The sequence below is a fragment of the Streptomyces sp. NPDC006512 genome (genome assembly GCF_040611935.1).
Taxonomy (GTDB): Bacteria; Actinomycetota; Actinomycetes; order Streptomycetales; family Streptomycetaceae; genus Streptomyces.
Genome location: NZ_JBEXPG010000058.1, coordinates 14,476 through 38,127, shown reverse-complemented (window position 1 = coordinate 38,127; position 23,652 = coordinate 14,476). Strand labels below are relative to the sequence as shown.

The window sequence follows — 23,652 nt, the reverse complement described above, 5'->3', positions numbered from 1 at the left end:
CCGGTGGGTCGGGTCGCAGGAGGCCCAGCCTAGGGGGTGTCCGGGCGTTCGCCGTGGAACGGCCCGCGCGGCGCACCGCGGGTCCCGGCGGCCGGTCGGGGGCGCCTCGCGGACGGGGCCGGCGGCGGGTTCCGGCGTTCGGGTTCCGGGCGGACCGCGGCGGGGTTCCGGCGGCTGGCGGGCCGCCGGAATTCCACCCGAACCGGTGAGCCGCCGCACGCGCGGGCGCGGGGCGGCGGGGGCAACGGCCTTGCTCAGCCCTCTACTTCCCGGGCCAGGTTGTCCAGGAGGGTGTCGTAGATGCGGCCGAGTCCCTTGGGGGCGAAGGTGCGCTCGAAGAAGCCGCCGATGCCGCCGGCGCCGTTCCAGACGGTGCTGACGACGACCTTGGACTTGCCCTCGCCGGCCGGGGTGACGGTCCAGGTGGTGACCATGGAGGAGTTGCGGTCCTTCTCCACCAGCTGGCCGTCCGTGGGCTCGGTGACCTCCAGCAGGCAGTCCCGTACGCGCTTGCTGGTGGCCTGGAGCTTCCAGTGGACCAGGGTGCCCTCGCCGTCGCCGCCCTCGCGGACCTCGTACTCGCTGAAGTGCTCGGGGAGCATCTTGCCGCGGGTGCCGCTGTAGTCCGCCAGCGCGTCGAACACGGTCTCCGCGTCGGCCCCGATGATCCGCTCCGTGGTGGCCTCGACCTGCGCCATACCTGTTCCTCCAGCAGTTGTGATCGCTCGTCACGGCGAAGCCAACCACCTCCGGCCCGGCCGCCCAAATCCGCTCCGCCCGCTCACCGCTCGGGCGGGCCGGACCCGCCGGTCCGCACGATCATGGGAACACTTGTTCTATTCTCGGGTCCAGAGCTACCGAGGGAGGCGCCGATGCGCTGGGACAGCCTGACCGACCACGCCGACGACACCGACGGGACCGGGGGCGCGCGGGCCACCGGCCCCGCCGCGCTCTTCGGCGCGGACGCCGTCGTGACCCGCACCGTCGACACCCCCGAGTTCCGGGGGATCACCTTCCACGAGGTCCGGGCCCGGTCGATCGTCAACAAGGTGCCCGGCGCCTCGCGCATGCCGTTCGAATGGACGGTCAACCCGTACCGCGGCTGCAGCCACGCCTGCGTCTACTGCTTCGCCCGCAGGACCCACGCCTACCTCGACCTCGACACCGGCCTCGGCTTCGACTCGCAGATCGTCGTCAAGACCAACGCCCCCGAGCTGCTGCGCCGCGAACTCGGCTCGCGGCGGTGGACCGGCGCGCACATCGCGATGGGCACCAACGTCGACTGCTACCAGCGCGCGGAGGGCCGCTACCGGCTGATGCCGGGGATCATCGAGGCGCTGCGGGACCACGCGAACCCCTTCTCCATCCTCACCAAGGGCACGCTGATCCTGCGCGACCTCCCGCTGCTCCGGGAGGCGGCCGAGGTCACCGACGTCGGGATATCCGTCTCCGTCGGCTTCACCGACCCCGGCCTGTGGCGGACCGTGGAGCCCGGCACGCCCTCCCCCGGCGCGCGCCTGCACGCCGTACGGGCCCTGACCGACGCGGGCATCGAGTGCGGGGTGCTCATGGCCCCGGTGATCCCCTTCCTCGGCGACTCCCCGGAGCAGCTGCGGGAGACCGTCCGGGCCGTCGCGGAGTCCGGGGCCACGTCCGTGACACCCCTGGTACTCCATCTGCGGCCCGGGGCGCGCGAGTGGTTCACGGCCTGGCTGGGCGAGCACCACCCCCACCTGGTCGAACGGTACGAACGGATGTACGCGGGCGGCTCGTACGCACCGACCTGGTACCAGCGCCAGATCACCCGTCAAGTCCACCGGCTGGCGGCCGAATTCGGCATCGGCCCGAACGGCCGCCCGTCCTTCCGCCGGGCCGGCCCGGCCGGGGAACCGGCCGCGGGGGCGGCCGGGCCCGCGGCGGCCGCGCCGACGCAGCTCACCCTGCTGTGACCGGCGCCTGACCCCGAAGGCTCATCACTTCGGGCCAATGGACGGCCCAATCCCGCTTTCCGGGCCGGGTTTCCGGGACGATTCCGCCCAGAACCCTCGGCTGGGAGGCCCCATGCTCCACCCCTCGAAGAAGCGCACCGCCGCGAAGAAGCGCGCCGCCGTCCTGCTGTCGATCTCCGCCGTCGCCGCCGTCCTGACGAGCCCCGTCACGGCGGCCCCCGCGGACCCCGCCGCCCCGGCCGCCGCCGCGCCCGGCAGTGCGGCGCTGCGCTGGACCGGCTGCGCGACCCCCCGCCACCCGACGCTGCAGTGCGCCTCCCTCCCGGTCCCCCTCGACCACGACCGGCCCGCCGGGCGGCAGATCTCCCTGGCGCTGACCCGGGTGCCGCACACCGCGGCCACCTCCCAGGGCCCGCTGCTGGTGAACCCCGGCGGCCCCGGCGGCAGCGGCCGCGCCCTGGCCGGGTTCGTCGCCTCCGCCCTGCCCAAGGACGTCGCCGCCCAGTACGACGTGATCGGCTTCGACCCCCGGGGCGTGGGCAAGAGCGAGCCCGCCCTGGACTGCGCCGCGGGCCACTTCAGCCCGGTACGGCCGGACTCCGTTCCGCTCGACCCGGCGACCGAGCGCGCCAACCTGGAGCGGGTCCGCGCCTTCGCCGAGTCCTGCCGCGCCAAGCACGCGGACGTGCTCCCGCACGTGGGCACCGTCTCCGCCGCCCGCGACCTGGAGGTGCTGCGCACGGCCCTGGGCGCGCAGCGGCTCAGCTACTTCGGCTACTCGTACGGGACCTACCTCGGCGCGGTGTACGCGCGCCTCCACCCGGACCGGGTGCACCGGCTCGTCCTGGACTCCGTGGTCGACCCGGCCGGGGTCTGGTACGAGGACAACCTCGCCCAGGACCAGGCCTTCGACGCCCGCCACAAGGCCTTCCTGGCCTGGGTCGCGAAGTACGACGCCACGTACGGGCTGGGCACCGACCCGGCGCGGGTCGAGAGGCTCTGGTACGGGATGCGGGACGCCCTGCGCGGGACCCCGGCGGGCGGGAAGGTGGGCCCGGCCGAGCTGGAGGACACCTACATGCCGGGCGGCTACTACAACGGCTACTGGCCGTACCTCGCCCAGGCCTTCGCGGCGTACGTGCTGAAGGAGGACCCGAAGCCGCTGGTGGCGGCGTACGAGCGGCTCGGCGCGGTGGAGCCGTCGGCGGGCAACGGCTACAGCGTGTACACGGCGGTGCAGTGCCGGGACTCGGCCTGGCCGAAGGACTGGAACGCCTGGCGCGCCGACATGTGGAGCACGCACGCGAAGGCGCCCTTCATGACCTGGAACAACGCCTGGTACAACGCGCCCTGCGCGTTCTGGCCGACGGAGCCGCTGCGGGCCCCCGACGTCACCAACTCCGAGCTGCCGCCCGCGCTGCTGTTCCAGGCGACGGAGGACGCGGCGACCCCCTTCGGCGGCGCGGTGAGCATGCGGGAGAAGCTGAAGGGCGCGGCGCTGGTGGTGGAGGAGGGCGGCGGCAACCACGGCATCGCCCTCAGCGGCAACAAGTGCCTGGACGAGAAGCTCGCCGCGTACCTGAGGACGGGGGCGGCCGCCGACGCGTCCTGCCCGGCCCCGGCGGACCCGACTCCGGCCGCCGCGACCCGTGCCGTCCCGCCGTCCGCGGGCGGAGCCGCCCTGCACGGACTGCTGGGCTTCCGCCGCTGACGCCCTCCGGGGCAAGATCATCGCCATGAGCACACCGACGCACGACCGCGACCACCTCACCCGCATCGCCGCTCCGGAGGGCGTGAGCCCCGGCACCGGATACAGCCACGTCGTCTGGGGAACCGGGCGGTTCGTGGCGGTCTCCGGGCAGTGCGCCTTCGACGAGAAGGGCGAGGTGGTCGGCGAGGGCGACGCCGCCGCCCAGGCCCGGCAGGTCTTCGAGAACCTGCGGCGCTGCCTGGCGGCGGCCGGGGCGGGCTTCGAGGACGTGGTGAAGCTGACCTACTTCGTCACGGACGTGGCCCACCTGCCGGCCGTACGGGCGGCCCGCGACGAGGTGATCGCCGCGGACCGGCTGCCGGCCTCCTCGGCGGTGCAGGTCGCGGCCCTGTTCCGGCCGGAACTCCTGCTGGAGGTCGAGGCGTTCGCGATCGTCCCCGTCAGGGACTGAACCCGGCGGCGGGGCGGGAGGGCTCCGTCAGGGCCGCCGCCCCCGGTGGCGGCCCGGGCGTTCAGGCGTCCGGGTGTCCGGCCATCAGCCGGCCCAGGGCATCGGTCGCCGCCACCGCCAGCCGGGGGTGGGACTGGGCGCGGACCAGCACGTCCCGGGCCCGGCCGTCGGCGAGCGCACCCAGCCCCTCCACGCAGGCCAGCGCCACCCGCCAGTAGGGGTCGTGCGGCGCGAGCAGCCGGGACAGGGTGGCGATCAGGGCCGGGGCCGACTCGGGCGCCCGCAGCGCGGCCAGCAGGCGCACGGGGTGCAGGGCGTAGGCGGTGCGCAGGGAGTTGGTCGCCAGCGCGGCCGCCGCGCGGGCGGTACGGGGGTCCCCCAGTACGGCGAGGGCCCGGGCGGCGGCCTCGCAGCGGGGCGGGTCCCGGTGGTTGAGCAGCAGCACGAGCGGCTCGAAGGCGCGCCGGTCGCCGGCCAGTCCCAGCCGGTAGGCGGCCAGTTCGCGGGCCCACAGGGGCAGGCCCGCCGAAGTCAGGGAGGCGGCCAGGGCGTCGGGGCCCGCCGCGAGCAGTTCCTCGTACTCGGGTGATCCGGTCGACTCGGCCCGCAGGCGCTCCAGCACGTCGTTCACCCGGCCCACCCTAGGGGGGCGGGGAGCCGCGCACCGCGGGTTCCGCGGACCTCGTTGATCGATGATCGATGATCGGTACATTTGGGCGGTACAGGTCACATCTCCGCACTCTGGCGGACCAGTTACCGGCGGGTTACAGTCACTTCCACACGTACGGGAACGGCCTGGTGACGCAGCCGCCCCGTGCCAGTCGGTTCGACCTTTCACGCACGGCGCGGCCCCGGGACAGGGCCACGCCGTTCCCGCCCGCCGCGCCCTCCCTCTCTCCGGGCGCTTCCCTCCGGGCCCCTCCCGCACGGTTCCTCCGTACGGAATCCGCGCGCGCCGTGCAGCGCGCGTCGGCACCCTCAGTCGTCACCCTCTTCCACTGGAGTCCCGCGATGGACCGTCCGTCCACGTCCAGTCAGTCCACCCTCCAGACCATCGCCGTCGTCGGCCTCGGCACCATGGGCACCGGTATCGCCGAGGTCCTCGCCCGGGCCGGCCGCGAGGTCATCGGCATCGACGTCAGCGAGGCCGCCGCCCGCCGGGCCACCGCCTCCCTCGCCTCCGCCACGGCCCGCTCCGTCACCCGGGAGCGGATCACCGAGCAGGAGCGCGAGGGCGTCCTCGCCCGGTTCCGCACCTTCACCGACCTCGCCGCGGCCGCCGACGCCGACCTCGTCATCGAGGTCGTCCCGGAGGACTACGAGCTCAAGCACCGGCTGTTCTGCGAGCTCGACGCGATCGTGCGGCCCGACGCGGTCCTGGCCACCGGCACCAACGCCCTGTCGGTGACCCGGCTCGCCGCCGAGTCCCTGCACCCGGAGCGCGTGCTGGGCCTGCACTTCTTCAACCCGGCGCCCGCGATGAAGCTCGTCGAGATCGTCTCCTGCGTGCTCACCGCGCCGCCGGCCGTCGAGGCGGTCACCGAACTGGCCCGCGAGCTCGGCAAGGAGCCCGTGGCGGTCGGGGACCGGCCCGGATTCGTCGCCGACGGCCTGCTCTTCGGCTACCTCAACCAGGCCGCCGCCATGTTCGAGGCCAAGTACGCCTCCCGCGAGGACATCGACGCGGCGATGCGGCTCGGATGCGGGCTGCCGATGGGGCCGCTCGCCCTGCTCGACCTGGTCGGCGTGGACACCGCGCGGACCGTGCTGGAGGCCATGTACGCCTCCTCCGGCGACCGGCTGCACGCCCCGGCCCCCATCCTCGGCCACCTCGCCGAAGCCGGCCTGACCGGGCAGAAGGCGGGCCGCGGCTTCTACACGTACGAGGCTCCGGGCAGCCCGGTGATCGTGCGTGACCTCCAGACCCCGCCGGACGGGTCGCTGCTCGGCGCGGGCCGGCCGGTCTCCTCGGTCGGCGTGGCCGGTTCGGGGACCATGGCCGGCGGCATCGCCCAGGTCTTCGCGCAGGCCGGCTACGACGTGGTGCTGGCGGCCCGCAGCCAGGAGAAGGCGGAGGCCGCCAAGGCCGCGATCGGGAAGTCCCTGGGCCGTGCGGTGTCCAAGGGCCGACTGACCGAGGAGGGCGCCGCGCAGACCCTGGAGCGGATCACCCCGGCCGGTTCGCTGGACGCCTTCGCCGAGGTGGACCTGGCCGTGGAGGCCGTGGCCGAGGACCTCGCGGTCAAGCAGGAGCTGTTCGCGGGCCTCGACAAGGTCTGCAAGCCGGGCGCGGTGCTGGCCACCACGACCTCCTCGCTCCCGGTCATCGCCGTGGCGCGTGCGACGTCGCGACCCCAGGACGTGATCGGGATGCACTTCTTCAACCCGGCTCCCGCGATGAAGCTGGTCGAGGTGGTCCGGACGGTCCTGACGGCCGACGACGTGCACGCCACCGTCCGCGAGGTCTGCACCAAGGTGCGCAAGCACCCCGTGGACTGCGGGGACCGGGCGGGCTTCATCGTGAACGCCCTGCTGTTCCCGTACCTCAACAACGCGATCAAGATGGTCGAGCAGCACTACGCGGGGATCGACGAGATCGACGCCGCGATGAAGCTGGGCGGCGGCTACCCGATGGGGCCCTTCGAGCTCCTCGACGTGGTCGGCCTGGACGTGTCGCTCGCCATCGAGAAGGTCCTCCACCAGGAGTTCCGCGATCCGGGCCTGGCGCCGTCCCCGCTGCTGGAGCACCTGGTGGCGGCGGGCTGCCTGGGCCGGAAGACCGGCCGCGGATTCCGTGAGTACGCCCGCCGGTAACCGGCCGGGCCCTGAGCAGGATGCGTGGGGAGGGCTGCTCGGGTCCGCCGGACCCTCACGGCGGACATACCCTCCCGAGCCCAGTGCGGGCCCTCCCCCGCATCCCTCCCCCTCCCACCCCCCGCAGGCGCGCTCCCCTGCGCGAATGAAGTACTTTCGCTCTATGTCCCAGCCCGCCAAGACCTCACCCCGCGCCACCTCCGCCTCCGACGCCCCGGAGAGCGCGGCCGGCACCCGGGCGGCAGCCCAGCGGCTCAAAATGCGCCGGGAGCTCGCCACGGCGGCCATGGAGCTGTTCGCGACCAAGGGGTACGAGGCCACGACGGTCGACGAGATCGCCGCGACCGCCGGGGTGGCCCGCCGGACGTTCTTCCGGCACTTCCGCTCCAAGGAAGAGGCGATCTTCCCGGACCACGACGACACCCTGACCCGCGCCGAGGCGGTCCTGGACGTGGCCCCGGCGCACGAGCACCCGCTCGACACGGTGTGCCGGGGGATCAAGGAAGTCATGAAGATGTACGCCGCGTCCCCCGCGGTGTCGGTGGAGCGCTACCGGCTGACCCGCGAGGTACCGGCGCTGCGCGAGCGGGAGATCGCCTCGGTGGCCCGCTACGAGCGGCTGTTCACGCGCTACCTGCTGGCCCACTTCGACGAGCAGGACCACCACGACGGCAACGACGACCCGCTGCTGGCCGAGGTCGCGGCCTCGGCCGTCGTGACCGCGCACAACCACGTGCTGCGGCGCTGGCTGCGGGCCGGCGGGCAGGGCGACGTGGAGGCGCAGCTGGACCACGCCTTCTCGATCGTGCGCAAGACCTTCGGCTCCGGGATCGGAGCGGGCCGCACCGCGGACGCGCCGGCCCCGGCGCGGGCGGCGGTGCGCACCGAGGGGCAGGTGCTGGTCGCGGTGGCCCGGACCGACGCTCCGCTGGACGAGGTCATGCGGACCATCGAAGAGGCCCTGAAGAACAAGTAGGCACGTGCGGAAGCACCAGTAGGCGACGCTCGTCACAGCGGCCGCTCCCGGTTCCGGGGGCGGCCGCTTTCGTATGTCCAACTTGCCCCTACTCGCGGGTAACTCTGATCGATCATCGCTCATCTGCGCAGGTCAATCGGCAAATGAGAGAAAGTTTTGGCACGCGGTGCCTTGCTGAGTGACACGGGGTGCCATACGTTGAATCTCGTCCGGATGTCCCCGCGGCCCACGCCCACTCGGCACGGAACGCGCCCCGGATGCCTGCGTCACCAGGCCCCGGCCGCCTCACCACGGGCGGTCCAGCACCACCGCATCGCCGGACCGACGGCACACGCACCACCCACACCACACGCACACGCGCACCGCGTATCCCTCAGCGCACCCTCACCAGCGCTCGCCGGAGGCAATACCGTGAAGGACATCCTGGACGCGATTCAGTCGCAGTCCGCCACCGCCGCAGACTTCGCGGCGCTGCCGCTGCCCGACTCCTACCGCGCGATCACCGTGCACAAGGACGAGACGGAGATGTTCGCGGGGCTCACGACCCGCGAGAAGGACCCGCGCAAGTCCCTGCACCTGGACCAGGTCCCGGTTCCCGAACTGGGCCCGGGCGAGGCCCTGGTGGCCGTCATGGCCTCCTCGGTCAACTACAACTCGGTCTGGACCTCGATCTTCGAGCCGGTCTCCACCTTCAGCTTCCTGGAGCGCTACGGACGCCTGTCGGAGCTCTCCAAGCGCCACGACCTCCCGTACCACGTCATCGGCTCCGACCTGGCGGGCGTCGTCCTGCGCACCGGCCCCGGCGTCAACGCCTGGCACCCGGGCGACGAGGTCGTCGCGCACTGCCTCTCGGTCGAGCTGGAGTCCTCCGACGGCCACAACGACACGATGCTCGACCCCGAGCAGCGCATCTGGGGCTTCGAGACCAACTTCGGCGGCCTCGCGGAGATCGCACTGGTCAAGTCGAACCAGCTGATGCCCAAGCCGGACCACCTCAGCTGGGAGGAGGCCGCCTCCCCCGGCCTGGTCAACTCCACCGCCTACCGCCAGCTGGTCTCCCGCAACGGCGCCGGCATGAAGCAGGGCGACAACGTCCTGATCTGGGGCGCGAGCGGCGGCCTCGGCAGCTACGCCACCCAGTTCGCGCTGGCCGGCGGAGCCAACCCGATCTGCGTGGTCTCCAGCCCCGAGAAGGCGGACATCTGCCGGGCGATGGGCGCCACCGCGGTCATCGACCGCAACGCCGAGGGCTACAAGTTCTGGAAGGACGAGCACACCCAGGACCCGAAGGAGTGGAAGCGCTTCGGCAAGCGCATCCGCGAGCTGACCGGCGGCGAGGACATCGACATCGTCTTCGAGCACCCCGGCCGCGAGACCTTCGGCGCGAGCGTCTACGTCACCCGCAAGGGCGGCACCATCACCACCTGCGCCTCGACCTCGGGCTACATGCACGAGTACGACAACCGCTACCTGTGGATGTCGCTCAAGCGCATCATCGGCTCGCACTTCGCGAACTACCGCGAGGCGTGGGAGGCCAACCGCCTCATCGCCAAGGGCAAGATCCACCCCACCCTCTCCAAGGTCTACTCCCTGGAGGAGACGGGCCAGGCCGCCTACGACGTCCACCGCAACCTCCACCAGGGCAAGGTCGGCGTCCTCGCCCTGGCCCCCGAGGAGGGCCTGGGTGTCCGCGACCACGAGCTCCGCGCCACCCACCTCGAAGCCATCAACCGCTTCCGCAACATCTGAGTCGGCTCAAGGGCCAATAAGGATCGCCTGAGATGACAGAGCGCCAGAAGGACCGTCCGTGGCTCATGCGGACGTACGCCGGCCACTCCACGGCCGAGGCGTCCAACGAGCTGTACCGCCGCAACCTCGCCAAGGGCCAGACCGGCCTGTCGGTCGCCTTCGACCTGCCGACCCAGACGGGCTACGACCCCGACCACATCCTCGCCCGCGGCGAGGTGGGCCGGGTCGGGGTCCCCGTCTCCCATCTGGGTGACATGCGGCGGCTGTTCCAGGACATACCCCTGGAGCAGATGAACACCTCGATGACGATCAACGCCACCGCGATGTGGCTGCTGGCGCTCTACCAGGTGGCCGCCGAGGAGCAGGGGGCGGACGTCTCCCTGCTCCAGGGCACCACCCAGAACGACATCGTCAAGGAGTACCTCTCGCGCGGGACGCACGTCTTCCCGCCCGGGCCCTCGCTCCGCCTGACGACGGACATGATCGCGTACACGGTCAACCACATCCCCAAGTGGAACCCGATCAACATCTGCTCGTACCACCTCCAGGAGGCCGGGGCCACCCCGGTCCAGGAGATCTCGTACGCGATGTCCACCGCGATCGCCGTCCTGGACTCGGTGCGCGACTCCGGGCAGGTGCCCGAGGAGCGCTTCGGCGAAGTGGTCGCCCGGATCTCCTTCTTCGTGAACGCGGGCGTCCGCTTCATCGAGGAGATGTGCAAGATGCGCGCCTTCGGCCGCATCTGGGACAAGGTCACCCGCGAGCGCTACGGCATCGAGAACGAGAAGCAGCGGCGCTTCCGCTACGGCGTCCAGGTCAACTCCCTGGGCCTGACCGAGGCACAGCCCGAGAACAACGTCCAGCGCATCGTGCTGGAGATGCTGGCCGTCACCCTCTCCAAGGACGCCCGCGCCCGCGCCGTGCAGCTTCCCGCCTGGAACGAGGCGCTGGGCCTGCCCCGGCCCTGGGACCAGCAGTGGTCGCTGCGCATCCAGCAGGTCCTGGCGCACGAGAGCGACCTGCTGGAGTACGAGGACATCTTCGCGGGCTCGCACGTCATCGAGGCCAAGGTCGAGTCCCTGGTGACCGAGTGCCTGGCCGAGATCGACCGGATCCAGGAGATGGGCGGCGCGATGGCCGCCGTCGAGTCCGGCTACCTGAAGTCACAGCTGGTCTCCTCGCACGCCGAGCGGCGGGCCCGGATCGAGGCCGGCGAGGACAAGATCGTCGGCGTGAACTGCTTCCAGCAGACGGAGGAGAACCCGCTCACCGCCGACCTGGACGGCGCCATCATGACGGTCGACGGCGCGGTGGAGGCGCTGACGGTCGAGCGGATCGTGCGCTGGCGGGCCGAGCGGGAGGAGTCCTCGGAGCGGCAGGGCAACGGCGACCCGTTCGTCTTCCCGACCACCCGGCAGGCCCTGGACCGCCTCAAGGAGGCCGCGGCGGGCACCGAGAACCTGATGGAAGCCACCCTGGAGTGCGCCCGGGCCGGTGTCACCACCGGCGAGTGGGCGAGCGCCCTGCGCGAGGTGTTCGGCGAGTTCCGCGCCCCGACGGGCGTGTCCTCGGCCCCGGTCGCGGTCACCGCCGAGGAGGGCACGCCGATGGCCCTCGTCCGCGAGAAGGTCGCCCGTACGGCCGAGGAGCTGGGCTCCGGCCGGCTGCGGCTGCTGGTCGGCAAGCCCGGTCTGGACGGCCACTCCAACGGCGCCGAGCAGATCGCCGTCCGGGCCCGTGACGCGGGCTTCGAGGTGGTCTACCAGGGCATCCGGCTGACGCCCGAGGAGATCTCCTCCGCGGCGCTGGCCGAGGACGTGCACTGCGTGGGACTGTCCATCCTGTCCGGTTCGCACTGCGCGCTCGTCCCCGACGTGCTGGAACGGCTGCGTCTGGCGGGGGCGGGCGACATCCCCGTCATCGTGGGCGGCATCATTCCGAATGCCGACGCGGTGACACTGAAGGCGGCCGGCGTCGCCGCCGTGTTCACGCCGAAGGACTTCGGCATCACGGAGATCATCGGCCGTATCGTCGACGAGATCCGCAAGGCCAACAAGCTCAGCTCTCTCGAAAGCACGGAGGTCCCCGCATGACCACGCCCTCTTCCCCGGTGAACCGGCTGCGGCCGCGCCGCTCCTGCCTCGCGGTGCCGGGTTCGAACCCGCGCTTCCTGGAGAAGGCCCAGGGCCTGCCCGCCGACCAGGTCTTCCTGGACCTGGAGGACGCCTGCGCCCCGCTCGCCAAGGAAGGCGCCCGCCACACCATCGTGGACGCGCTGAACAACGGCGACTGGACCGGCAAGACCCGCGTCGTGCGCGTCAACGACTGGACCACCCACTGGACCTACCGCGACGTCATCACGGTCGTCGAGGGCGCCGGCCAGAACCTCGACTGCATCATGCTCCCGAAGGTCCAGGACGCCCAGCAGATCGTGGCGCTCGACTTCCTGCTCACCCAGATCGAGAAGACCATGGGCTTCGAGGTCGGCAAGATCGGCATCGAGGCGCAGATCGAGAACGCCAAGGGCCTGGTGAACGTCGACGCCATCGCGGGCGCCTCCCCGCGCCTGGAGACCATCATCTTCGGCCCGGCCGACTTCATGGCCTCGATCAACATGAAGTCCCTGGTCGTGGGCATGCAGCCGCCCGGTTACGGCGCCGACGCCTACCACTACATCCTGATGCGCATCCTGATGGCGGCCCGTACGCACGACCTCCAGGCGATCGACGGCCCCTTCCTCCAGATCAAGAACGTGGACGGCTACCGCGAGGTGGCCGGGCGCGCCGCGGCCCTCGGCTTCGACGGCAAGTGGGTGCTGCACCCCGGTCAGGTCGACGCCGCCAACGAGGTCTTCTCCCCCTCGCAGGAGGACTACGACCACGCCGAGCTGATCCTCGACGCGTACGACTGGTGCACCTCCGAGGCCGGCGGCAAGAAGGGCTCCGCGATGCTCGGCGACGAGATGATCGACGAGGCGAGCCGCAAGATGGCGCTGGTCATCGCGGGCAAGGGCCGCGCGGCCGGCATGCAGCGCACCAGCAAGTTCGAGATCCCGGAGGCGTAGGGCCATGCAGTTCGGACGCACGTACGAAGAGTTCGAGGTCGGGGCGGTCTACAAGCACTGGCCCGGGAAGACGGTCACGGAGTACGACGACCACCTCTTCTGTCTGCTGACCATGAACCACCACCCGCTCCACATGGACAGCAACTACGCCGAGAACACCACGGACTTCGGCAAGAACGTGGTGGTGGGCAACTACATCTACTCGCTGCTGCTGGGCATGTCCGTGCCGGACGTCTCCGGGAAGGCCATCGCCAACCTGGAGATCGAGTCGCTGCGGCACGTGGCGCCGACCTTCCACGGCGACACGCTCTACGGCGAGACCACGGTCCTCGACAAGACCCCGTCGAAGTCGAAGGACGACCGCGGCATCGTCTACGTGGAGACCAAGGGCTACAAGCAGGACGGCACCCTCGTCTGCGTCTTCCGGCGCAAGGTGATGGTCCCGACCGAGACGTACATCAAGGAGCGCGGCGGCGAGCAGCCCGGCCGCCCCACGCTGAAGGAACAGGGGAAGTAGCCATGGCCCGACTCGCCCAGACCGCCGGGCTGACGGACGTCCAGCGGGAGATCCTGAAGACCGTCCGGGAGTTCGTCGACAAGGAGATCATCCCGGTCGCGACCCAGCTGGAGCACCGCGACGAGTACCCGCAGGACATCGTCGACGGCCTCAAGGAGCTCGGCCTCTTCGGCCTGATGATCCCGGAGGAGTACGGCGGCCTGGGTGAGTCGCTCCTCACCTACGCGCTGTGCGTGGAGGAGATAGCGCGGGGCTGGATGTCCGTCTCGGGCATCATCAACACCCACTTCATCGTGGCGTACATGCTCAAGCAGCACGGCACCCAGGAGCAGAAGGACCACTTCCTGCCCCGGATGGCGCTGGGCGAGGTGCGCGGCGCGTTCTCGATGTCCGAGCCGGCCCTGGGCTCCGATGTGTCGGCCATCACGTCCAAGGCGGTGAAGGACGGCGACGAGTACGTCCTGAACGGCCAGAAGATGTGGCTGACGAACGGCGGGACCTCGACGCTGGTGGCCGTTCTGGTCCGAAGTGACGAAGGACACCCCGAGGGCACGGCCCCCCACAAGTCGATGACCACGTTCCTCGTCGAGAAGGAGCCGGGCTTCGGTGAGGTCCGTCCGGGCCTGACCATCCCCGGCAAGATCGACAAGATGGGCTACAAGGGCGTCGACACGACCGAGCTCATCATGGACGGACTGCGCATTCCGGCCAATCGTGTGCTCGGAGGCCAGACCGGCCGAGGATTTTACCAAATGATGGACGGCGTCGAGGTCGGCCGGGTGAACGTGGCGGCACGTGGCTGTGGCGTCGCACAGCGTGCGTTCGAGCTGGGTGTCTCCTATGCCCAGCAACGTCACACTTTCGGCAAGGCGATCGCTGAGCACCAGGCCATCCAGTTCAAGCTGGCCGAGATGGCTACCAAGGTCGAAGCCGCCCATGCGATGATGGTCAATGCAGCACGCAAAAAGGACTCCGGGGAACGAAACGACCTCGAAGCAGGGATGGCGAAGTACCTCGCCTCCGAATACTGCAAGGAGGTCGTCGAGGACGCCTTCCGTATCCATGGCGGCTACGGGTTCTCGAAGGAGTACGAGATCGAGCGCCTCTACCGGGAGGCTCCGATGCTGCTGATCGGTGAAGGTACCGCCGAGATCCAGAAAATGATCATCGGGCGACGCCTGCTCGAGGAGTACCGGCTCCAGGGCTGAAAGTCCCTTTTGCGGCGGATCATCCAACGATCCTTCGCGACGGGATCACAGCCAGTGACTGGACGGCGGCCATCGACTCGGCTTCTGGCTTGCCCAGTTGTTGCGCGCAACCGATAGCATTCCAGTAAAGCCGCCGTCCCGTCCCCCCGTTTACGGCGCGGCAATCACCCGCTACGAAGGTCATCCATGCCCCACAGCCAAACCTCTGCACCTCGCGTCGGCCTCCTCGGTGGACGTATCGCTCGCGGAGCATCGCCGTGGCTTCTGCCGACCGTCGCCACCGCGGCGCTCAGCCTGACCCGGGCCCGCAAGTCCGGACGCTGGGCCGCGGCGGCCGTGCCCGCCACCGCGCTCGCGGCGGGCATGCTGTGGTTCTTCCGCGACCCCGAGCGTGAGATCACGCAGGGCCGCGTCATCTCGCCCGCCGACGGTGTGGTGCAGAGCATCATGCCGTGGAAGGACGGGCGGACCCGCGTCGCGATCTTCATGAGCCCGCTGAACGTCCACGTCAACCGCGCGCCCCTCGCGGGCACGGTCACGTCCGTGGAGCACGTCCCCGGCGGGTTCGTCCCGGCGTTCAACAAGGAGAGCGAGAACAACGAGCGCGTTGTCTGGCACTTCGACACCGAACTGGGCGACATCGAAATGGTGCAGATCGCCGGCGCCGTCGCCCGGCGCATCGTCCCGTACCTGCCGGCCGGCACCAAGGTGGAGCAGGGCGAACGCATCGGTCTGATCCGTTTCGGCTCGCGCGTCGACATCTACCTCCCCGAGGGCGTCGAGGTCGCGGTCGAGGTCGGTCAGGCCACCACCGCGGGGGTGACCCGAATTGACCGTGACTGACCCTGAGACTCCCGCCACCGGCTGGGTGCCGGAGTCGGCCGAGGAGGAGTCCGCCGAGGACGACATGCCGCTCTCGCTGCGGCTGTCGATAGCGGACACCCTCACCCTCGGCAACGCGACCTGTGGATTCATGGCGGTGTACTTCACCACCACCGGAATCCTCATCCCGCACCTCACCGGCAGCGGAGAGTCGGGCATGGCCCGGCACAGCGCCGCGACGGCAGTGATACTGATGCTGCTCGCCGCGGTCTTCGACCTCTTCGACGGCATCGTGGCCCGCAAGCTGCGCAGCTCGCCGATGGGCGCCGAGCTGGACAACCTGTCCGACCTGATCAGCTTCGGTCTGGCGCCCGCGTACTTCGTGCTCGTCTACGGCATGGTCGCCGACGACGCGCACCAGAAGATGTCCGCGCTGGCCGCGATCGTGGTGCTGCTGGCCGTGGTGCTCAGGCTGGCGAGATTCAGCTGCGTGACGATGAAGGACGGCATGTTCCAGGGCATGCCGAGCCCCTTCGGCGCGCTCACGGTCGTCTCGGTCGTACTGCTGGAGCTGCCGTTCATCCCGACGCTCCTCGCGATCATCGGTGTGGCCTGGCTCATGGTGAGCCGGGTCGAGTACCCGAAGCCGCGGGGCATCCTCGCGGCGGCGATGCTCAGCTGGATCGTCGGGGCGATGGGTCTCCTGGCGGCCTGGGCGTTCGACGCCCCGGGCGGCGAGGTACTGCTCCAGGCCGGCTGCGCGCTCCAGATCGCGCTGGCCGCGACGATCCCGCTGTTCGCGACGACCCGGAGGGCCAACACCTTCCGGCACAACCGGCGCGAGGCACGGGCGGCGCAGCTCCCGTAGCGCGGCCGCTCGACGCGACACGACGAAGGCCCCGGGTGCCCTTGGCCCCGGGGCCTTCGCGCGTCCCGGGGCCTGCCGGGCCCCGGGCGAGGGCCGCCCGTCCGGGCCCCGGCGGGATAGCCTTGATGTCGGAAAACCGCCAGCCCGGAGGGTCCGGGGTCGGGATCCTGGAGCCATGTACACCGATACCGACCGCTGCGTGCGGGCCGTGCAGTCGAAGGACGCCCGCTTCGACGGCTGGTTCTTCACCGCCGTCCGCACCACGGGGATCTACTGCCGGCCCAGCTGCCCGGCCGTACCGCCCAAGGTGCAGAACATGAGCTTCCTGCCCAGCGCCGCCGCCTGCCAGCAGGCCGGCTACCGGGCCTGCAAGCGCTGCCGCCCCGACACCAGCCCCGGCTCCCCCGAGTGGAACGCCCGCGCCGACTCCGTCGCCCGGGCCGTACGGCTGATCCAGGACGGCGTCGTCGACCGCGAGGGCGTACCCGGCCTCGCCACCCGGCTCGGCTACTCGACCCGGCAGGTGGAGCGCCAGCTCCTGGCCGAGCTAGGGGCCGGTCCCCTGGCCCTGGCCCGGGCGCAGCGGGCGCAGACGGCCCGGCTGCTGATCGAGACCTCCGAGCTGCCGATGGGCGACGTCGCCTTCGCCTCCGGGTTCTCCTCGATCCGCACCTTCAACGACACCGTCCGGGAGGTCTTCGCGCTCTCCCCCAGCGAGCTGCGCGTCCGGGCCGGCCGGGCCGCGGGGCGCAGGGAGGACCAGCCGCGGATCCCGGGGACGATCAGCCTGCGCCTGCCGTACCGGGCTCCGCTCAACCCGGACAACCTCTTCGGGCACCTCGCCGCGACCGCCGTGCCCGGGGTCGAGGAGTGGCGCGACGGCGCCTACCGGCGCACCCTGCGGCTCCCGTACGGCACGGGGGTGGTGGCCCTGGCCCCCGGGCCCGACCACATCGCCTGCCGGCTGGCCCTGACCGACCTGCGGGACCTGACCATCGCGATCAGCCGCTGCCGGTGGATGCTCGACCTGGACGCCGACCCGGAGGCCGTGGACGGGCAGCTGCGCGCCGACCCGCTGCTGGCCCCGCTGGTGGACAAGGCACCCGGGCGCCGGGTGCCGCGTACGGTCGACGCGGCGGAGTTCGCCGTACGGGCGGTGCTCGGCCAGCAGGTGTCCACCGCCGCGGCGCGGACGCACGCGGCCCGGCTGGTGACCGCGTACGGGGAGCCCGTACAGGACCCGCACGGCGGGCTGACGCACCTGTTCCCGTCCCCCGAGGCCCTGGCCGCCCTCGACCCGGAGGCGCTGTCGATGCCGCGCAGCCGCCGGACGACGCTCACCACGCTGGTCGCGGCCCTGGCGGACGGCTCGCTGCCGCTCGGCATCGACAGCGACTGGGAGGCCGCCCGGGCCCAGCTGAACGCCCTGCCCGGTTTCGGGCCGTGGACCACCGAGATCATCGCGATGCGGGCACTGGGCGACCCGGACGCGTTCCTGCCGTCCGACCTGGGGGTGCGGCGGGCGGCCCGGGGACTCGGGCTGCCGTCCACTCCGGCCGCGCTGACGTCCCGGGCGGCGCTGTGGCGGCCGTGGCGGGCCTACGCCGTCCAGTACCTGTGGGCCACCGAGGCCCACGCCGTCAACCACCTGCCCGTCTGAGGAGCACAGCCATGAGCAGCAAGCAGCACACCGTCGTCGACAGCCCCTACGGCCCGCTGACGCTGGTCGCCACCGACGGGATCCTCAGCGGCCTGTACATGACCGGCCAGCGGCACCGCCCGGCCGAGGAGACCTTCGGCGAGCGGGTCGCGGACGGCGAGGAGCCCTTCCCCGAGGTGCGGCGCCAGCTGAGCGCGTACTTCGCCGGCGAGCTGAAGGAGTTCACCGTCCCGGTGCGGCTGGAGGGCACCGCCTTCCAGCGCAGCGTCTGGGAGCAGCTCGTACGGATCCCGTACGGCGAGACCTGGTCGTACGGGCGGCTGGCGGCGGAGCTGGGCAAGCCGAACGCCTCGCGCGCGGTGGGCCTGGCCAACGGGAAGAACCCGGTCGGCATCATCGTGCCCTGCCACCGCGTGATCGGCGCCTCGGGCGGCATGACGGGCTACGGCGGCGGCATCGAGCGCAAGGTGCGGCTGCTGGAGTTCGAGGGGGCCGGACGGTAGGTCAGATCACCGTGAGGGGGACGAGGAGGGCGAAGCCGGCGCCCGCTTCCACGGCGTAGGCGTAGAGGTCGGGGTGCTGGACGGGGGCGGCGAGGAGCACGACGCCCTGCTGGGCGGCGGCGGCCTCCACCCAGGCGGGGTCGGCGCCGAGACGGCCCTGGTACCAGCCTTCGCAGGAGGCGGGCCCGGTGACGGCGAGGAGGTCGTCCTCGCGGCGGTAGAAGGCCTGCCATCCCTCGGCGGGCGCGGACCAGCCCTCGAAGTCCTCGAAGGGGGACCAGCCGCCCTCGCGTATCGCGGTGTCGAACAGCCAGACGGGCGAGCCGTCTTCGGTGACCTCGTCACCGGCCTGCTGGTCGGTGGTGAAGTGGACCATGGGGAGGGCGTCGGGCCCGTCGGCCGTGCTCGGCCAGGCGTACATCGTGATCATCTGCTGATTCTGTCCTGCTCGCGTCGGCGCCGGGTAACTCCAAGACCTGCCGGGTGCTGCTACGCCGCGGGGCGGCGGCCGTTCTCCAGTTCCACGGTGCCCTCGCCCGACTCCAGGACGCGGACGGCCTCTTGCGTCCGGCGGCCCAGCGAACCGAGGAGGTACGTGGTCAGTTCGGCGGGTGCGACCAGCTTCCAGGAGAGCAGTTCCTCTTCCTGGAGCCTGATGCCGGCGAGCTGCTCGGCGTCGAGCACGCCGCCGTCGTAGAGGTAGGCGGCCAGCGGCGGGCGGCCCTCGCCCAGGGACCAGTCGACGGCGAGGAGCCGGCCGAGGGGGACGTCGATGCCGATCTCCTCGGCGCTCTCGCGGCGGGCCGCCGTCCGGGGGGACTCCCCCAGGTCCGACTCGATGGTGCCGCCCGGCAGCGCCCAGCCCTCACGGTAGTTGGGCTCGACGAGCAGGACCCGGCCCTCGGCGTCCCGGAAGAGGGCGGCCGCGCCGGCCAGCACCCGGGGCAGGCTCGCGATGTAGGTGGCGTAGTCATCGGTGGTGGTCACGGCGCCACCCTACCCAGCCTCCCCGGGCTTCCCGCAGGGCAGTCCCGCGCGATCACGCCTGGGGGGTACCGCCGTCCTCCCGGTCGCGCCCCCTGGACTCGGCGACGCGCCGCAGCCGGGGGTGGCGGGCCGGCCCCTGTCCGGTGACGGCGTCGCCGACCATGGCCTTGACGGCGTCCCGCAGCCCGTGGAGCGCGTGGTGGCGGGCGGGCCCCGCGCCGGGGTCCTCGCGCAGCTCCTTCACCAGGGCCCAGCACAGCAGCAGCATGACGAGCACGAAGGGCAGGGCGACCAGGATGGTCGCGGTCTGGAGGGACTTCAGGCCGCCCGCGACGAGGAGCACCGCGGCCACGGCGGCCATGAGGACGCCCCAGGTGACGACGAGCCAGGTGGGCGGGTTGAGCGAGCCCCGGCTGGTCAGCGAGCCCATGACGAGTGAGGCCGAGTCGGCGCTGGTGACGAAGTACGTCATGACCAGGACCATCGCCACCCAGGAGGTGACGGTGCCGAGCGGCAGCGCGTCGAGCATCGCGAAGAGCGAGGCCTCGGTGCCCTCCTTGAGCTTCGTCGCGAGGTCGGCGGCGCCGGTGGACTGCAGGCGGATGGCGGTGCCGCCCATGACGCAGAACCAGACGACGGTGGCGCCGCTGGGGACCAGCAGGACGCCGACGAGGAACTCCCGGATGGTGCGGCCGCGGGAGATCCTGGCGATGAAGGTGCCGACGAAGGGGGCCCAGGAGAGCCACCAGGCCCAGTAGAAGATGGTCCAGGCGCCGAGCCAGGCGCTGTCGGTGAAGGCGCCGGTGCGGCTGGCCATGGGCAGCAGTTCGTCCAGGTAGCCGCCGACGCTGGAGGGGATGACGTCCAGGATGTAGACGGTGGGGCCGAGGAGGAAGACGAAGAGCATCAGGACGGCGGCGAGCACGAGGTTGATGGTGCTCAGCCATTTGACGCCCTTGTGCAGGCCGGAGAACGCGGAGAGCACGAAGGCGGCCGACAGCGAGGCGATGATGATCAGCTCGACGGTGGTGGAGTCCTCGACCCCGGTGGTGATGTTGAGGCCCTTGGACACCTGGAGCGCGCCGAGGCCGAGGCTGGTCGCGGTGCCGAAGACGGTGGCGAAGACGGCGAGCAGGTCGATGGCCTTGCCGGCCCACCCGTCGGCCCGCTCCTGGCCCATCAGCGGGACGAAGGCGGAGCTGAGGCGGTTGCCGCGGCCCTTGCGGAAGGTCGCGTAGGCGAGGGCGAGACCGGCGATGCCGTAGATGGCCCAGGGGGTGAGCGTCCAGTGGAAGAAGGAGTACTCCATGGCCGCGAGGGCGGCGGCGCCGGTGCCGGGTGCCGCGCCGGAGGCCGGGGGCGGGTTCAGGTAGTGGGTGAGCGGCTCGCCGACGCCGTAGAACATCAGGCCGATGCCCATGCCCGCGCTGAACATCATCGCGATCCACGCGAGGTTCGTGAACTCGGGTTCGGAACCGTCGGCGCCGAGCCGGATCCGCCCGAAGCGGCTGACGGCGAGGACGACGCACATGACGAGGAACACGTCGGCGGCGATCACGAACAGCCAGGCGAAGTTGTTCAGCACCCAGCCGAGGGCGGTGGCGGAGGTGCTGTCGAAGGAGTCCTTGCCCAGCGCGGCCCAGGCGACGACGGCCAGCACGGCGATCACGCCGATGGTCACGACACTGCGGTCGGGAGTGCCGTCCGCAGGCCCGCCGGAGCCCCCACCTGGAGTATCCGGACGTGACTGTTCCAGTGAATCCGTGCTCATGCGGCCACACTATGCAGGCGTATATCCGTATTTAGGGGCATGGCGCGCCGCATGTGGCCCAGGCCACCCATGGGCATAGGAGGATCCTCCGGATAGGCTCATGGGGGCGCGACTGCACTGTTCGATAGCAAGGGATTAGCAAGGTGACGGACGGAGCAGTAACTGAGACCGCGCGCGTGCTCATCGCCGCGGACAAATTCAAGGGCTCGCTCACGGCCGTTCAGGTCGCGGAGCGGGTGACGGCCGGGCTCCGCAAGGCCGTACCGGGCGTGGAGATCGAGACCCTCCCCGTCGCGGACGGCGGCGACGGTACGGTCGCGGCCGCTGTGGCGGCCGGTTTCGAACGCCGGGAGGTACGGGTCACCGGACCCCTCGGCGACCAGGTCACGGCCGCTTTCGCACTGCGCGACGGTACCGCCGTGGTCGAGATGGCGGAGGCCTCCGGCCTCCAGCTGCTGCCCGCCGGCACCTTCGCCGCGCTGACGGCCACCACGTACGGCTCGGGTGAGCTGCTGAAGGCCGCCCTGGACGCGGGCGCCCGCTCGATCGTCTTCGGCGTGGGCGGCAGCGCGACCACCGACGGCGGCGCGGGCATGCTGGCGGCGCTGGGCGCGGTGTTCCTGGACGCGAACGGCGAACCGGTCGGCCCGGGCGGCGGCGCGCTGGCCGCTCTGGCCTCGGCGGACCTGTCCGGGATCGACCCCCGCTTCGCCGGGGTCGAGTTCGTCCTGGCGAGCGACGTCGACAACCCGCTGACGGGCCCCAAGGGCTGCGCCGCGGTGTACGGCCCGCAGAAGGGGGCGTCGCCCGAGGACGTGGCGGCCCTCGACGCGGCGCTGGCGCACTTCGCGGTGGTGCTGGAGAAGTCGATCGGCCCGAAGGCCGCCGAGTGCGCGGTGCTGCCGGGCGCGGGCGGCGCCGGCGGCATCGGCTACGGGGCGCTCCTGCTCGGTGCGACGTTCCGTCCCGGGATCGAGCTGATGCTGGAGGTGCTGGGCTTCGCCCCGGCGCTGGAGCGGGCCACGCTGGTCATCACCGGCGAGGGCTCCCTCGACGAGCAGACCCTGCACGGCAAGGCCCCGGCGGGCGTCGCGGCCGCGGCGCGCGCGGCGGGCAAGCCGGTCGTGGCGGTCTGCGGCCGCCTGCTGCTGACCCAGGAGGCCCTGGAGGCCGCCGGGATCCGCAAGGCGTACCCGCTGAGCGACCTGGAGCCCGACCCGGCGAAGTCCATCCCGAACGCCGGTCCCCTGCTGGAGCGGGTCGCGGAGAACATCGCCGCCGACGTCCTGTGACGGCGGCCTGACGCACGGCCGCGGGCCCGTACCCCTTCGGGGGTGCGGGCCCGTACCCCTGAACGGGTACTCCCGGACCGGAAATCCGGGTGCGCCGGGTGCCCCGGGCGGTGTTCCTTGGGTGCCATGGACGCCCTGACGACACCGCGCCTGCTGCTCGTACCCCTCGACCGGGAGGGGGCCCTGCGCCTCCTGTCCGGCGTCCCCGGGCCGGGTGACCGGTGGGGACCGGGGTATCCGGACGCCGCCGACCGGGCGGGCGCCGAGCGCCACCTGCGGGTCCTCGCCGGGGCGGGCTGCCCGCCGCCGTTCGGCGCGTACGAGGTCCGGCTGCGCGGGGACGGCCTGGTGGTCGGCGGCGCCGGCTTCCACGGGCCCGCCGACGCCCGGGGCCGGGTGACCGTCGGCTACGGGCTGGTCCCCGGGGCGCGCGGCCACGGGTACGCCGCCGAGGCCCTGCGCGCGCTGCTGGAACACGCCCGGCGGCACGGGGCGTCCGCGGTGGAGGGCGACACGGCGGTGGAGAACACCGCCTCGCAGCGCGTCATGGCCGCCGCCGGGATGCGGCTCGTCCGGGAGGACGGGCGGCTGCGGTTCTACGCGGTGAGCTGGGCGGCCGGGGCGGCGGAGAGCAGCTGAGCCGTGGTCACCACGCGGGCGAAGCCGCCGCCCTGGAGGTTGACCGCGGTGGCGGTGGCGAGTTCGTCGGCGGTCAGGGAGAGCCCCTCCGGACCGGCGAGGTCGAAGGTGTGGGTGGCGTCCAGCGGCACGAGGACCTCGTAGCCGAGGTTGCCCGCCATCCGGGCCGTGGTCTCGACGCACATGTTGGTCTGGATCCCGGCGACGACCACCTGGCCGATGCCCCGCGAGGCGAGCCAGCCGGCCAGGTCGGGGGTTCCGTAGAAGGCGGAGTTCACGGTCTTGGTGACGAGCAGGGACTCGTGGCGGCGCTCCTCCACGAGGTCCTTGAAGGCGTATCCGGGCTGGTCCGGGGCGAGGACGGAGCCGGGACGCGAGGCGTGCCGTACGAGGACCACCGGGCGGCCGGAGGCCTGCCAGGCGTCCATGAGGGCGGCGATGTTGTCCTCGGCGGCCGGGTTGTTGCGCGGGCCCCAGAAGGAGGCGTCGTCGAAGCCCTTCTGGACGTCGATGACGATCAGGGCGCTGTCGGCGGCGAGGTGCGGGGCGTTCTCGGTGTCGGTCATGGCTCCATCCTGTGCCCGGCGCCGGTCCCGTCCCAGGGGCTCCCGGGACCCCGATCGATGGGATCCTGCCAGACTGGCAGCATGGCGGTCGTCCCGTCTGGCACA

General features: G+C 71.8%; 22 protein-coding genes. 16 read left to right on the top strand and 6 right to left on the bottom strand.

Features of this window, described 5'->3' with window-relative positions:
- Positions 1–254: 254 nt before the first annotated feature.
- Positions 255–698 carry an SRPBCC family protein gene (locus tag ABZZ17_RS31365; RefSeq protein ID WP_356881070.1) on the bottom strand — a complete coding sequence of 148 codons (444 nt, stop codon included), beginning with the start codon at positions 696–698 and terminating at the stop codon, positions 255–257.
- Between the two features lie 174 nt (positions 699–872).
- On the opposite strand from ABZZ17_RS31365, the gene ABZZ17_RS31360 reads away from it, so the two are divergent.
- From ABZZ17_RS31360 to ABZZ17_RS31350, 3 genes are all read left to right on the top strand, one after another.
- Positions 873–1,949, top strand: coding sequence for an Rv2578c family radical SAM protein (locus ABZZ17_RS31360; RefSeq protein WP_356881068.1), 1,077 nt, complete (start codon positions 873–875; stop codon positions 1,947–1,949).
- Between the two features lie 112 nt (positions 1,950–2,061).
- Positions 2,062–3,660, top strand: coding sequence for an alpha/beta hydrolase (locus ABZZ17_RS31355; protein ID WP_356881066.1), 1,599 nt, complete (start codon positions 2,062–2,064; stop codon positions 3,658–3,660).
- A 25-nt stretch (positions 3,661–3,685) separates the two neighbouring features.
- Complete coding sequence (locus ABZZ17_RS31350) at positions 3,686–4,111, top strand: RidA family protein (RefSeq protein WP_356881064.1); 426 nt, start codon at positions 3,686–3,688, stop codon at positions 4,109–4,111.
- Positions 4,112–4,172: 61 nt separating this feature from the next.
- Here ABZZ17_RS31350 and ABZZ17_RS31345 read toward each other — a convergent pair whose 3' ends face one another.
- Complete coding sequence (locus tag ABZZ17_RS31345) at positions 4,173–4,742, bottom strand: adenylosuccinate lyase (RefSeq protein ID WP_356881062.1); 570 nt, start codon at positions 4,740–4,742, stop codon at positions 4,173–4,175.
- Positions 4,743–5,122: 380 nt separating this feature from the next.
- On the opposite strand from ABZZ17_RS31345, the gene ABZZ17_RS31340 reads away from it, so the two are divergent.
- The 11 genes from ABZZ17_RS31340 (at position 5,123) to ABZZ17_RS31290 (ending at position 18,292) form a co-directional block, all read left to right on the top strand.
- Complete coding sequence (locus tag ABZZ17_RS31340; protein ID WP_356881060.1) at positions 5,123–6,925, top strand: 3-hydroxybutyryl-CoA dehydrogenase; 1,803 nt, start codon at positions 5,123–5,125, stop codon at positions 6,923–6,925.
- Positions 6,926–7,088: 163 nt separating this feature from the next.
- The gene (locus ABZZ17_RS31335; RefSeq protein WP_356881058.1) at positions 7,089–7,901 is read left to right on the top strand and encodes a TetR family transcriptional regulator; all 813 of its coding nucleotides are present in this window, start codon (positions 7,089–7,091) and stop codon (positions 7,899–7,901) included.
- A gap of 411 nt (positions 7,902–8,312) precedes the next feature.
- The gene (gene ccrA, locus ABZZ17_RS31330) at positions 8,313–9,650 is read left to right on the top strand and encodes a crotonyl-CoA carboxylase/reductase (protein WP_356881056.1); all 1,338 of its coding nucleotides are present in this window, start codon (positions 8,313–8,315) and stop codon (positions 9,648–9,650) included.
- Between the two features lie 32 nt (positions 9,651–9,682).
- Entirely contained in the window at positions 9,683–11,743 is a 2,061-nt protein-coding gene (locus ABZZ17_RS31325; RefSeq protein ID WP_356881054.1) for a protein meaA, read from the top strand.
- Entirely contained in the window at positions 11,740–12,714 is a 975-nt protein-coding gene (locus ABZZ17_RS31320) for a CoA ester lyase (protein ID WP_356881052.1), read from the top strand. Before ABZZ17_RS31325 ends, ABZZ17_RS31320 begins: the two co-directional genes overlap by 4 nt.
- 4 nt (positions 12,715–12,718) lie before the next feature.
- A complete protein-coding gene (locus ABZZ17_RS31315) occupies positions 12,719–13,231 on the top strand; it encodes a MaoC family dehydratase (protein ID WP_073909130.1) in 513 nt (170 codons plus the stop codon).
- A gap of 2 nt (positions 13,232–13,233) precedes the next feature.
- A complete protein-coding gene (locus ABZZ17_RS31310; RefSeq protein WP_267720682.1) occupies positions 13,234–14,439 on the top strand; it encodes an acyl-CoA dehydrogenase family protein in 1,206 nt (401 codons plus the stop codon).
- 186 nt (positions 14,440–14,625) lie between these two features.
- On the top strand, positions 14,626–15,282 hold the full coding sequence (locus ABZZ17_RS31305) for a phosphatidylserine decarboxylase (RefSeq protein WP_356881049.1): 657 nt from the start codon (positions 14,626–14,628) through the stop codon (positions 15,280–15,282).
- A 25-nt stretch (positions 15,283–15,307) separates the two neighbouring features.
- Positions 15,308–16,129, top strand: a complete 822-nt coding sequence (pssA, locus tag ABZZ17_RS31300; protein WP_356881102.1) for a CDP-diacylglycerol--serine O-phosphatidyltransferase — start codon at positions 15,308–15,310, stop codon at positions 16,127–16,129.
- 175 nt (positions 16,130–16,304) lie between these two features.
- The gene (locus ABZZ17_RS31295; protein ID WP_356881047.1) at positions 16,305–17,789 is read left to right on the top strand and encodes an AlkA N-terminal domain-containing protein; all 1,485 of its coding nucleotides are present in this window, start codon (positions 16,305–16,307) and stop codon (positions 17,787–17,789) included.
- Between the two features lie 11 nt (positions 17,790–17,800).
- Positions 17,801–18,292: a methylated-DNA--[protein]-cysteine S-methyltransferase gene (locus tag ABZZ17_RS31290; protein WP_356881045.1), complete on the top strand. Its 492-nt coding sequence runs from the start codon at positions 17,801–17,803 to the stop codon at positions 18,290–18,292.
- A 1-nt stretch (position 18,293) separates the two neighbouring features.
- Here ABZZ17_RS31290 and ABZZ17_RS31285 read toward each other — a convergent pair whose 3' ends face one another.
- The 3 genes from ABZZ17_RS31285 to ABZZ17_RS31275 are packed head-to-tail and all read right to left on the bottom strand — an operon-like array spanning position 18,294 to position 21,050.
- Entirely contained in the window at positions 18,294–18,722 is a 429-nt protein-coding gene (locus tag ABZZ17_RS31285; protein WP_356881043.1) for a hypothetical protein, read from the bottom strand.
- Between the two features lie 59 nt (positions 18,723–18,781).
- Entirely contained in the window at positions 18,782–19,279 is a 498-nt protein-coding gene (locus ABZZ17_RS31280) for an NUDIX hydrolase (RefSeq protein ID WP_356881041.1), read from the bottom strand.
- A 52-nt stretch (positions 19,280–19,331) separates the two neighbouring features.
- The gene (locus ABZZ17_RS31275) at positions 19,332–21,050 is read right to left on the bottom strand and encodes a BCCT family transporter (RefSeq protein WP_356881039.1); all 1,719 of its coding nucleotides are present in this window, start codon (positions 21,048–21,050) and stop codon (positions 19,332–19,334) included.
- 143 nt (positions 21,051–21,193) lie between these two features.
- Here ABZZ17_RS31275 and ABZZ17_RS31270 point away from each other — a divergent pair, with 143 nt between their 5' ends.
- Entirely contained in the window at positions 21,194–22,342 is a 1,149-nt protein-coding gene (locus tag ABZZ17_RS31270) for a glycerate kinase (RefSeq protein WP_356881037.1), read from the top strand.
- Between the two features lie 126 nt (positions 22,343–22,468).
- Entirely contained in the window at positions 22,469–22,981 is a 513-nt protein-coding gene (locus ABZZ17_RS31265) for a GNAT family N-acetyltransferase (RefSeq protein WP_356881035.1), read from the top strand.
- On the opposite strand, the gene ABZZ17_RS31260 is transcribed toward ABZZ17_RS31265, so the two are convergent.
- Positions 22,939–23,547, bottom strand: coding sequence for a cysteine hydrolase family protein (locus tag ABZZ17_RS31260; RefSeq protein WP_356881033.1), 609 nt, complete (start codon positions 23,545–23,547; stop codon positions 22,939–22,941). The genes ABZZ17_RS31265 and ABZZ17_RS31260 overlap by 43 nt on opposite strands.
- Positions 23,548–23,652 lie beyond the last annotated feature (105 nt).